General features: G+C 58.1%; 9 protein-coding genes. 4 read left to right on the top strand and 5 right to left on the bottom strand.

Annotated elements, in window-relative coordinates:
• Positions 1–181: transposase (locus tag B7L71_RS03505; RefSeq protein ID WP_139790030.1), on the bottom strand; the 181-nt coding region annotated here is incomplete at its 3' end.
• Positions 182–392: 211 nt separating this feature from the next.
• Here B7L71_RS03505 and iolB point away from each other — a divergent pair.
• Both iolB and B7L71_RS03495 read left to right on the top strand, forming a co-directional pair.
• A complete protein-coding gene (gene iolB, locus B7L71_RS03500; protein WP_081136024.1) occupies positions 393–1,196 on the top strand; it encodes a 5-deoxy-glucuronate isomerase in 804 nt (267 codons plus the stop codon).
• A 97-nt stretch (positions 1,197–1,293) separates the two neighbouring features.
• The gene (locus tag B7L71_RS03495; RefSeq protein ID WP_081136022.1) at positions 1,294–2,037 is read left to right on the top strand and encodes a sulfite exporter TauE/SafE family protein; all 744 of its coding nucleotides are present in this window, start codon (positions 1,294–1,296) and stop codon (positions 2,035–2,037) included.
• Between the two features lie 9 nt (positions 2,038–2,046).
• Here B7L71_RS03495 and B7L71_RS03490 read toward each other — a convergent pair whose 3' ends face one another.
• The 3 genes from B7L71_RS03490 to B7L71_RS03480 all read right to left on the bottom strand — a co-directional run bounded on the left by B7L71_RS03490 (position 2,047) and on the right by B7L71_RS03480 (position 6,508).
• On the bottom strand, positions 2,047–2,940 hold the full coding sequence (locus B7L71_RS03490) for an EamA family transporter (protein WP_081136021.1): 894 nt from the start codon (positions 2,938–2,940) through the stop codon (positions 2,047–2,049).
• A gap of 106 nt (positions 2,941–3,046) precedes the next feature.
• Positions 3,047–3,736: an HAD family hydrolase gene (locus tag B7L71_RS03485; RefSeq protein ID WP_081136019.1), complete on the bottom strand. Its 690-nt coding sequence runs from the start codon at positions 3,734–3,736 to the stop codon at positions 3,047–3,049.
• A 78-nt stretch (positions 3,737–3,814) separates the two neighbouring features.
• Positions 3,815–6,508, bottom strand: coding sequence for a bifunctional diguanylate cyclase/phosphodiesterase (locus B7L71_RS03480; RefSeq protein WP_170919428.1), 2,694 nt, complete (start codon positions 6,506–6,508; stop codon positions 3,815–3,817).
• A gap of 217 nt (positions 6,509–6,725) precedes the next feature.
• Between B7L71_RS03480 and B7L71_RS03475 the strand changes: the two genes are divergently transcribed.
• Complete coding sequence (locus B7L71_RS03475; RefSeq protein ID WP_081136016.1) at positions 6,726–8,270, top strand: GGDEF domain-containing protein; 1,545 nt, start codon at positions 6,726–6,728, stop codon at positions 8,268–8,270.
• A 286-nt stretch (positions 8,271–8,556) separates the two neighbouring features.
• Here B7L71_RS03475 and B7L71_RS03465 read toward each other — a convergent pair whose 3' ends face one another.
• Entirely contained in the window at positions 8,557–9,087 is a 531-nt protein-coding gene (locus B7L71_RS03465; RefSeq protein WP_016915284.1) for a winged helix DNA-binding protein, read from the bottom strand.
• A gap of 183 nt (positions 9,088–9,270) precedes the next feature.
• Here B7L71_RS03465 and B7L71_RS03460 point away from each other — a divergent pair, with 183 nt between their 5' ends.
• Positions 9,271–11,148: an ABC transporter ATP-binding protein gene (locus tag B7L71_RS03460; protein ID WP_050980307.1), complete on the top strand. Its 1,878-nt coding sequence runs from the start codon at positions 9,271–9,273 to the stop codon at positions 11,146–11,148.
• Positions 11,149–11,171: the final 23 nt, after the last annotated feature.

The raw sequence follows: 11,171 nt of genomic DNA, 5'->3' as shown, positions 1-11,171 counted from the left end.
ACGTACCCTGGTCACTTGCATCGGGCAAGCAGCGTCCCTCAGCACGAGCTTCTTTGCGCCACTTGTAAACAGTGGCTGGCGAGATACCCTCCTGCCGGGCGACCTCTTCTACGCTTTGGTTATAAGGCGGTAACAGCTTGGCCACAGCGGCCTGACGTCGCTCATCGGAATAGCGAGGCATACAGATCTCCAAACGCCCCTGAATGTTTAAGAGAGTGTAACAAGGGACACGACATCAATCCTGACAGAGGGGGAGAGCGATCACTGCGCGAAGGCCGCAAAATTCAGCTTGATACCTCCGTTTAAGCAGGCTCTATCGAGTCTGCTTATGTCTTGCGTTTCGTCACCGGCTACCTGCCAATAAAGCAGCTAGCCATCAGAAGGAGCAACCTATGGCTTCTCTACTGGTACACCCTACTGCGCCAGATGCCCAAGGCACGGTGATTGACGTTACCCCGTCCTCCGCTGGCTGGGCGCACGTGGGCTTTCGGGTGCACAAACTGGTCAAGGGCCAGCGCCTGGAGGCCAGCAGCAATACTCAGGAAATCTGCCTCGTGCTACTCACCGGGCGCGCCACAATCACCTGCGGCGAGCACCGCTTTGAAGACATCGGCAAGCGCATGGATATCTTCGAGCAGGTCCCACCCTATGCGGTTTACCTGCCAGACCATGTAAGTTACACGGTAGAAGCGACCACGGATTTAGAGCTAGCGGTATGCGCTGCGCCGGGGTACGGCAATCACAACCCAAGACTGATCTCTCCCGACAGCATCAAGAAGAGTACTCGCGGGAAAGGAACCAATACACGTCATATTCACGATATTTTGCCGGAAGGTGAGCCAGCAGACAGTCTGCTGGTGGTTGAAGTATTTACCCCAGCAGGCAATTGGTCGAGCTATCCGCCCCATAAGCACGATGAGGATGACTTGCCTCACGAGTCGCTGCTGGAGGAGACGTACTATCACCGCATTAACCCTGAGCAAGGGTTTGCTTTCCAGCGCGTTTACACGGATGACAGATCCCTTGATGAAACCATGGCCGTAGAAAATGGCTGCTGCGTGCTGGTACCCAGAGGCTATCACCCCGTGGGCGCAGCGCATGGCTACTCACTGTACTACTTGAACGTCATGGCGGGGCCCAAGCGAGTATGGAAGTTTCACAATGATCCCGATCATGAATGGTTGACGCACGTCTGAGGAAGCACCTTCGCCCGCTAACCTTTATCTAATGGTATGCTTTTGCCCCGCTTTCGCGGGGCTTTTCATATCACCGACCCAAGCATTCGAGGCGCCCATGCTTCCTGATTACTCCGTCATCGCCTGGCTGTTGATCATCTTTTCTGTCTATTTGACCGGGGTGTCCAAGGGCGGATTCGCAGGCGGGTTCGGCACGCTGTCGGTGCCCTTGATGGCCCTGGCGATCAGCCCTACCCAGGCGGCGGGGCTGCTGCTGCCGCTGCTGCTGGTCATGGATGCCTTTGCCGTCAAGGCATGGTGGGGCAAGCACTCCCGCGCGGAGGTATGGCGTTTCGTGCCGGGCCTGTTCATCGGGGTTACCGTCGGCACGCTGCTGTTTGGCAGTCTCAGCGAAGAGGGCGTGCGTTTGGTGCTGGGCATTCTCTCCGTGGCCTTTGCGGCCTACATGCTGCTCAAGCCCGTGGCGAAGAAGCCCATTTCCACCCGCTGGGCACTGCCCGCCTCCAGCGTTTGCGGCTTCACCAGTTTCATCGCCCACGCGGGGGCACCGCCCATGAACATGTACCTCATGCCTCGCCAGCTCTCCAAGGAGACGTTCATTGCCACCTGTACGGTGACCTATGCCGTGGTCAACAGCATCAAGCTGGGCCCTTATGTTTGGCTTGGCGAGGTCAACATGACCAGCGCCTGGGCCTCGCTGCTGCTGGTACCGGTTGCCTGGATCGGGGTGCGCAACGGCCTCTGGCTGCAGAGCCGTGTCAATGAAAAGCTGTTTTATCGTCTGGTGATCATGGCCATGTTCGTGGTGGGCCTCAACCTGGTCTGGCAGGCGTTGCGCTAGCAGCAAGCATTACAGCGCCACGATCAACAGCCCCAGCAGCATCACCAGCGTGCTCAGCGTCTTGGCGCTGGAGGCAGGCTCCTTGAGCCACAGCACCCCCATCAGTACACCAACCGGAATCGAGAGCTGGCGCAGCGCCACCACGTAGCTGACCTCGTCGGTCAGCGCCATGGCCATGAGCACCAGCCCATAGGTGCAGGTCATCATCAAGCCCGTGGCCACCAGCATCGTCAGCCCCTGCTGTCGCAGCGCAGGCAATCGGCGGCGCTCTGCTGGCAACACGGCCAACAGCGGGAGCGCCCACAGCAGCGTCATCAATGCCTGCAGAACCATGAAGACCGCCCCTGCCGTCAGGCTGCTATGGCCAGCGCCTTGCATGACGCCCAGGGCCTGATTGTCGATCAGCGAGTACCCCACGGTGCCCACCGCCGCCAGCAGCGCAAAGCCCATGGCGGGGGAAAGATACGAAGCAAGACGGCGGGCCTCGGGTCGGCTGAGCGGCAAGCCCAGCGCCCCTAGCATGATCAGCAGCATGCCGACGCCATCCCAGAGGCCAAGGCCACGATTGCCCAGCCAGGCAATCGATACCAGTGGCACCATCACCACCGGCAAGGCACGGGCAATGGGGTAAAGTACGCTCACCTCTCCCCGGGCATAGGCCCAGGCAAGTCCTCCCATATAGAGCATCTGGCAAAACCCGGACAGCACCAGCCAGCCCCAGAAGGCACTGGGCAGCGCCGTCAAGGAGGGGCCTAACACCAGCAGCGGCAACAGCGCCACCCCCCCAGCGCCATAGGCCAGCGCAAACGCCCCAAGCGAGGGCGCGTTGCGCTTGCCCAGCACGTTCCACCCGGCGTGCATGCACACCGAGACCAGCACCAGGGCGAGCGCGGTGGAACTCATACGGAAGCCACCAGGGCAGGATCAGCGGGGTGTTCGATGAAACGGTAATCAGGCAGGTCGTGCGTCATGGGCTGGCAAATGCGTGGTGGGTTGGCGGTTCACAAAGCTAAATACTCTGCTCGGTATCGGCCCGCCAGTCTAAGCGTCGCCAGCCTTCGACGCCAGCCACCTCCGCCAGCACCGGGTCCGGGTTGACGGCAATCGCACAATCGACATATTGCAGCAGCGGCAGGTCGTTACGGGAATCGGAATAGAACGTGGTATGGCACGCCTCGACGCCCTGCTCCGCCAGCCACTGCTGTAGCCGCGTGACCTTGCCGCCACGGTAGGAAAGCACCCCCACGCTGCGCCCGGTGTACACGGCGCTGCCTGGCAAGCGGTCCTGCTCCAGCTCCACCGCCAGCACGTGGTCGATCCCCAGCATGGCCGCTATGGGCGCGACCAGATGGCAGGCCGACGCCGAGATCAAGACCAGCGTATCGCCCGCCTGTCGGTGCGCATCGAGACAGCGCCATGCCTGCTCGAAGATGCGTGGCTGCAGGTGGGTGGCCACGAAGCGCTCGACTTCTTTTTGAACGTCATCGACCCGGCGGCCACGCAACGGCGCCAGCGTCATCGCCAGGTACTCTTCCAGTTTCAGCTTGCCCGCATGATAAGCCTGCTGCATCACTTCCGCGCGGGCCATGAACCCTTCGGCATCGCTGACCCAGCCTTGCTCTATCATCCATAAATTCCAGCGGTCGCTGCAGTCTCCATCCAGGAGGGTGTCATCAAGGTCGAACAGGGCCAGGCGCATGGCAAACTCCTCTCGTCGCGGTATGGCGCGCGTAGGGTATGCCATGGATGATGACAGCAAGATGACGTGCCGCGTGTTCTAGCGGCTTAGCCAGGTCGCCGCAAACTCCGCAGCGGGTAATGGCCTGCCAAACCAGAACCCTTGTGCCTGGTGGCAGCCCAGCTGGGCCAGCAGTTCTGCTTGAGCCTGTTGCTCGACGCCCTCGGCCAGGGTTTTCATGCCCAGCGCGTTGGCCATGGCGATGATGGTCTGCACGATGGCACGATCATGGGGGTTGTCCAGCATGTCGCGCACGAAAGAGATATCGATTTTCAAGGCATCCGCCTCGAATCGGCGCAAGTAGGAGAGCGACGAATACCCGGTGCCAAAGTCATCGATCAACAACGCATACCCCGCCTGACGCATGGCCTGGGTAATCATGACCGCCTGGTCCGGGTCTCGCATGAAGTCGCTTTCGGTCAGCTCCAGGGCCAGCGCTTGCGGCGGCACTCCTTGGGTGAGCCGCGCGACGTGCTCGGTCAGCCGTGGGTCGGCAAACTGCTGGGCGGCCATGTTGATCGACAGCCGCCCAGGCAAGGGGGTGCCCGACGCCTGCCAAGCCGACCATTGACGCGCCGATGCTTCCAATACCCAATCGCTCAGCAGGCGTATCAACCCACGCTGTTCGGCAAGGGGGATGAACTCACCGGGGCTGACCCAGCCCCACTCCGGGTCATGCCAGCGGCATAGCACTTCGGCACCGGTCAGTGCATAGGTCTCAAGGTCTACCTGCGGCTGAAAGTAGAGTTCCAGACGACGCTCGATGATGGCGCGGTGCAGGCGTTCGGTCATCCACTGCTGGCGCTCCAACGTGCGGCGCATGGTCTGCGTATAGGGAGATATGCCCGTATCGCGCTGCTTGGCATCGTGCAGCGCAATACTGGCGGCGTTGAACAGCTCGGCGGGGGCGGCCACGTCACTGGGGTAGCGCGCGAAACCGATGCTGGCCTCCAACTGAAACTCACGGTGCTCCAGATGAATCGGGTGCCTGATGGCCTCGATCACTTGCCTGATGAAGGCTTCCAGTGCGACTCCCTGATGCTGCGGCAGAAGTAGTGCGAACTCATCGCTGGAGAGCCGCGCGCAGTGGCCACTCAGGTCATGCAGGTGCTGGAGGCGCTTGGCGACCGTGGCCAACAATACGTCGCCCACCTGATGGCCATGCAGGTCATTGATCTCCTTGAAGCGACGCAGGTCCAGCAGCACTAGCGTCAGCGACTTACGCTCGCGCTGGGCCTGGGCGCCCAGCGTCGCCAACAGCTCCATGAAATAGGCGCGATTGGGCAGCTCGGTGATGGTATCGATATAGGCCAACTGGTGAATGCGACGATGATCTCGACGCCGCTCCAGCTCGGCCGCCGCACCGGTCGAGAGTATTTGCAGTACCGATGTGGCGAAGGCATTGGTGGACAGCGGCTGTCGGTAGAACACCATCATGACCCCAATGGCATCGCCCTGGGCATTATCCAGCCGCCTCCCGATCCAGGCCTCGGCCCTCAGGGCATTACCCGGCAGCCAGTAGTCAGCGCCGTGCAGTTCGGTACTTTCCTGTTCGAGGACCACTCGTTCTGCGGGCGTGCCAGGCAAGGCAAAGTGCTCGCTCGCTTGGGCCTGGCCGTCCACGACCAGACTGACCAGACTGGCGGTGCGTACCGGCATGGCATCGGTTGCATCAGGCAAGCCTTCGCCAGGCAGAGGGGGCTCCAGCAGGGCAATCAAGCCTGCATCTGCCTCCAGCAGGCGCGTCAGGGTCGTGATCAGCTCAAGGAAGTAGTCATCCCCGATCCGCGAGGTCACCGTGGACGCCACCTCCACCACGGCTTGCTGTACCCGCTGTGACACTTGCTGATCGGTCACATCGGTGATGAAGCCTTCAAAGCAGAGCGGCTCGCCGCTCTGCGCATAAATGGCCTGGCCCTGCTCCCAGACCCAGCGTTCTCGGCCATCGCGATGCCGCAGCCGATAGGTCACCCGAAAAGGGCAACGCTCTTCGATGGCTTTCTGCGAGGCAGCCACCAGAAGCGGAAAGTCATCTGGATGCACCAGCTCAGCAAAGCTAATGACACGGCTCCCCACTAGCTCATCCGGGTGATATCCCGTCAGAGCGGTGGCGCCCTGGCTCGCCAGCAGCATGGTCCAGTCACGGTCGTTTTGGCACCGATACGCCATGCCGGGCAGGTGATTGAGCAGGGTATCCAGACGCCGCTCGCTCTCTTTGGCTGCCAGCTCGCTTGCCTGCAAGGCGCTTTCGGCCTGGCGGCGGCCCAGCTCAGCCCCCGCCTGGGCTGCCGCAATACGCAGGATTTCGTTCTCGAGCCCATCGAATGCCCGTGGCCGATTGCTCAATACCGCCATGATGCCTATGGCCGCGCCATCGGCAGCAAAGAGCGGCAAGCCCATGTAGCTCTCGGCGCCCAACTGTACCAGCAGCTCATCCTCTGGAAAAAGCGCCTGCACGTTGCAGGGGTAGAGACAGGGTTGGTGGCCCACGACGGTTTCGCAGGGTGTCCCCGTCAACGAGTAACGGATATTGCCTGCGAGCGCGCCGCTTGACCACACGGACAAGGTTTCCGCTATATTAGGCTCTCGGATCACAGCAATCAGGGCATGCTCCACTGCCAGCAGGCGCGCCAGCTGTTCCACCAGCGCGTCGAAGAAGGAGGGCCGATGGCTATGCCCAAGCCCCTCTGCCAGTTGGCGAAACATCTCTGCTGCTTCTTGTCTGGTGTGCATCACGGCACTCGCTTGTGTCATTTTTAAGCAGCTCGGCTTTGACTCTTTTTAACCTGAATTCAGGTAAAAAAACACAGTGACATTTGCAGCATAAACCAGGGTCTTAGGGATATAAGCTGTACCACCGTCATATCGGTGCGGCGTACACTATGGTAAACAATAGCTTTCCCTATACGATAAGTCGCCCACTCCGCTGTTCGGCGTACGAGGAGATCACATGACGGGCTCAGCCGCCATCAGTGACGCGTTCTACCATGAGCTTGCCAGTCAGCTCCCCCCTACCCTGGGGAGCACACTGCAGAAGTGTCAGGGGCTTCCGTCACTGCCTGCCGTTGCCATGCGTGTCCTGGAAGTTGCCAGCACGGCTGAAGCGACCCTGATGGACTATGCCACGACCATAGAACACGACCCTGCCCTGACGGCCAGAGTGCTGAGCGTGGCCAACAGCGTGCACTACCTGCGCGCCAGCCAACCGCCCTTGACCTGTTTCGAAGCGACCCAACGGCTAGGCACCGATGCCACCCTGGCCACGGTGCTCAGCTTCAAGCTGTTTGAACAGCACAACGGTACGCCTAGCCAACGCCTTTATTGGCAGCGCGCCTTTACGGCGGCCGTTACGGCCAGCTACTTCGCCCAAAAGCACTGCCCTGAACAGGCAGGACGGGTGTTCACGGCCGCTCTGTTGCAGGACCTTGGCATGCTTGCCTTGCAGAAAGCCTTTCCGGCAGATGCGGAGCCTCTCTATGGCCATGAAGACGTGTCGCACCAACAGGTCACGCAAGCCGAGCAGCGTCTGTTTGGTTGTGATCACGCGCTGGTGGGTGCATGGCTACTGTTGAAGTGGGGTGCACACGAGACACTGGCGCGTAGCGTGTATGAAAGCCATGGTCCGCTGGATACCGACAACCTGGCGGATCTGTGCATCCGTTTGTCGGGCCTGGTCGCCGATGCCTGGCTATCCCCCGACCCCTCTCAGGCGTTGGCGCTGCTGATACGCCAGTCAAACCTGATGAAGCTACCTGAGCCGTTGGCCCTTGATACACTGCTCACCTACCTACAGCAAACGTTGCCGCCGCTGTCTCAATCGCTAGGCATTCCGCTGGCCTTGGCCGTGGATAGTTTCTCGTTGATCGAGCAAGCTCAGCAGCGCTTGTTCGAGCACACGCTGATGCTCAGTACCCGTTTGGAAGCACAGCAAAAAAGCAGTGAAGCGCTACTCAACGATTACACTCAGCTCGAGCAGCGCAGCCGCATCGATCCACTGACTCAACTTGCCAACCGCGCTTGGCTGGAAGAACAACTGCGTGAGCGCTTCGCGCTATGCCGTGCCCAACAACGCACGCTTTCGGTCGTATTCATCGACCTGGATCACTTCAAGGTGCTGAATGACCGCTACGGTCACCAGGCAGGAGATCAGGTGCTTGCCCAGTTCGGCAGTACGCTGTCTGCCTTGACTCGGGCGGGTGACCTGGCGGGCCGCTATGGCGGTGAAGAGTTCCTGGTCCTCCTCCCCGACGAAACGGCCAGGACAGCCGAACACTTTGCCGAACGGATAGCTCAACGTTTGCAGGCGTCCCCCATGGTTCAGGTGGGCCATGAGTCTCTGTACATTTCTGTCTCGATCGGCATCGCGTGCCTCGACGATGGCGAGTTCGATAACGAACGAGAGATCATCGACGCCGCCGACCAGAGCATGTATACCATCAAACGCGCTGGTCGGGGCGGTATTGCCGTATACGGGCGTGATCTTCCCTCTCGTTAACGATTCATCGCCTGCGGCAGGTACAGCGCAATCTCAGGGAAGATATGCATCAAGGCGATTGCCAACAGCAGAATCAGTGAAAGGCACAGTATTTGTTCGACAGCACCAAGGAAGTGCCAGATTATGCTACTCGCTGGCTCTGGCACTGCAATCACAAACAACCCAACATGGGACTCGAAGGAGCCACACCTCAACAAAAGCTGCTCATGATGGCCTAAGTGCTACTTTTGAAGCTCTCTCAAAATGAGGGGATAATCGTGGCATTACATAACGACAGCAATAGCTTTTACAGCGAAGCAGCTGCCCTAGCGGCTTGGTCATACAAACCTGACATAGCTCGCAAAATGCTGGCTAAACGGCTGATTTCGCTGCGTTCAATACCCATTGAGTCAAGTGACTCAATGAGGCACGACTCCCGAATTTCGGCATAGCGATTACACGCATCATGCCCCTGCTCTGTAGTACTAAACAGCGTTTCTTTACCGTGTTTTTCACCTACTACCAATCCTAACTTTGAGAGCTTACGCAATGCATAGGCCACTGTATGCGTATCTTCAACGTTGAGAACCAGGCAGATATCTCCCTGCCGTTTTGCCCGTGCCCGATGATTGACACTATGAAGCACTAAAACATCAAGCGCCCCAAGCTCAGGATACCCCGTAGCCGTCATGCAGCGCACCATCCAGCGGTTGAACGCATTGCTGGAGATAATTAGTCCAAACTCGAACTCCGAAAGCTCTTGCGCTTTGTGGGACAGGTGTTCTGACGACACGATGGGATTTCTCTTGAGGGGCACAGTCTGTCTCTCTTCACTCATAGGCATGCTCTTTAGCATTTGATTTTGAAAATTTTTTCGTCCACAACGGAATTAAGGAGCCCTGTAATCGATTTATGGCATGGGGCTTGGCTAACGGCTAGCTCATGATACCTCAACCTGCCTGCCCACATTGAAATGGCGAATACCCAATTGACATGCAAACATCATACATATAATTTCCATATGAATTACACAAAAAATACAGGCAAAATTGTGCTATCAATACCACCTCTGCTGTCCGTGCAATCCCTTGATGTCACGTTCGGATCCCACAGGGTCGTCCAGGATCTCACGTTTGACCTTCACGCTGGTCAAACCTTGGCGATCGTCGGCGAGTCCGGGTCGGGCAAATCCATGGCCTCACTCGCCATAATGGGTCTAGTACAGTATCTCAACGCAACCATCGCCAAGGGACATATTTTTTATCGCAATACGAGCGATAAAGCGCCGCTGGATTTAACAACGCTTGCTGACAAGGAGATGCGCAAGATCCGTGGAAAAGAGATCTCAATGATCTTCCAGGAACCGATGACATCACTCAATCCGGTTTATACCATCGGCGACCAGATCACTGAAGTGCTCCTGCTTCACGGCGATTACAGCAAAGCGACAGCACGCGAAGAAGCTTTAAAGCTACTGCGCTTAGTCCGCTTGGCAGATGCCGAATCGCTTTTGAAACGCTACCCACACCAGCTTTCAGGCGGTATGCGCCAACGAGTAATGATCGCCATGGCGTTAGCTTGCAAACCCAAGGTTCTCGTGGCCGATGAGCCTACCACAGCGCTAGACGTTACCATTCAGGCGCAGATTCTCACCATCATTCGCGATCTCCAGAAAGAGCTCGGGATGGCCGTAATTTTCATCACCCATGACATGGGCGTTGTGGCGGAAGTAGCCGACCACGTAGTAGTGATGCGTAACGGCAAGAAGGTAGAAGAGGCGAATGTCTCCACATTGTTCACCTCGCCTCAGGCCCCCTACACCCAAGCACTACTAGCGGCAGTGCCCAAACTTGGCAGCATGCAGGGTGAAGCCCTTCCTCGGGCTGAGCCGCTTATGACCTTTGATGGCGAAAAGGTCGTTACCCAAGGTGTATCTACGCTCCAAGATACCGTGCGTGCGCAAGAAATACCGGTGGTCAGCGTGCGTAATCTGGTCACACGCTTTGATATCAACAAAGGTTTTTTTGGCGGGGTGAGCCATCGCGTCCACGCTGTTGAGCACGTCAGCTTCGACATCTTTCCTGGAGAGACACTGGCGCTAGTGGGCGAATCAGGCTCGGGCAAGTCCACCATAGGACGAACTATCCAGCAACTGCAGAAAAGTACCAGCGGCGATATCACCTTCTCCGGCAGGCCGGTCGTACAAATGTCACGCAGCGAAAAAATGAAGCTTCGCCAAGAAGTGCAGTACATTTTCCAGGATCCCTTCGCATCTCTCGACCCACGAAAGACCGCTGGTTTTTCCATTGCAGAACCCATCCACACTCACCACTTGATAGCTAACCAGCAACATATCAAGCAACGAGTCAGCGAGCTGCTTGAACGTGTAGGTTTGAAACCAGAACACGCCAACCGCTATCCACACGAATTTTCTGGCGGCCAGCGTCAGCGCATCTGTATCGCTCGAGCGTTAGCCTCCAAGCCCAAACTTATTATTGCCGACGAGGCACTGTCTGCACTAGACGTTTCCATCCAAGCGCAGATCATTCATTTGATGATGCAGCTTCAACGCGAGGAAGGCTTGGCATACCTGTTTATTAGCCACGACATGGCGATAGTGGAGAAGATGAGTCACCGTGTAGCGGTACTGCATCTTGGCCAAATTGTCGAAATAGGGCCACGTCAAAGAGTTTTCGACGCGCCTCAACACTCCTATACAAAGAAACTCCTCTCCGCAGTGCCCGTGGCCGATCCGCAACATCGGCGCGAGCACATGCTGTTAGACGGTGATATTCCGAGCCCAATCCGCAGAGTGGGCGATGAACCCACCATTTATCCTCTTGATGAAATAGCCACCGGTCATTTCGTTTCCCGCGACAGCACCTTGCCCCACTTGTAGCGCTTTGTTTCCAACCTGAACAA

The organism is Halomonas sp. BC2, from assembly GCF_002078115.1.
GTDB lineage: Bacteria > Pseudomonadota > Gammaproteobacteria > Pseudomonadales > Halomonadaceae > Vreelandella > Vreelandella stevensii.
This window is presented reverse-complemented; position numbering and strand designations above follow the sequence as displayed.

Excerpts from the sequence above, each read along its gene's own strand:
- B7L71_RS03465 (WP_016915284.1), bottom strand. The coding sequence starts at position 9,087 with ATGAGTGAAGAGAGACAGACTGTGCCCCTCAAGAGAAATCCCATCGTG.
- B7L71_RS03475 (WP_081136016.1), top strand. The coding sequence starts at position 6,726 with ATGACGGGCTCAGCCGCCATCAGTGACGCGTTCTACCATGAGCTTGCC.
- iolB (WP_081136024.1), top strand. The coding sequence starts at position 393 with ATGGCTTCTCTACTGGTACACCCTACTGCGCCAGATGCCCAAGGCACG.
- B7L71_RS03460 (WP_050980307.1), top strand. The coding sequence starts at position 9,271 with ATGAATTACACAAAAAATACAGGCAAAATTGTGCTATCAATACCACCT.
- B7L71_RS03490 (WP_081136021.1), bottom strand. The coding sequence starts at position 2,940 with ATGAGTTCCACCGCGCTCGCCCTGGTGCTGGTCTCGGTGTGCATGCAC.
- B7L71_RS03495 (WP_081136022.1), top strand. The coding sequence starts at position 1,294 with ATGCTTCCTGATTACTCCGTCATCGCCTGGCTGTTGATCATCTTTTCT.
- B7L71_RS03485 (WP_081136019.1), bottom strand. The coding sequence starts at position 3,736 with ATGCGCCTGGCCCTGTTCGACCTTGATGACACCCTCCTGGATGGAGAC.
- B7L71_RS03480 (WP_170919428.1), bottom strand. The coding sequence starts at position 6,508 with ATGCACACCAGACAAGAAGCAGCAGAGATGTTTCGCCAACTGGCAGAG.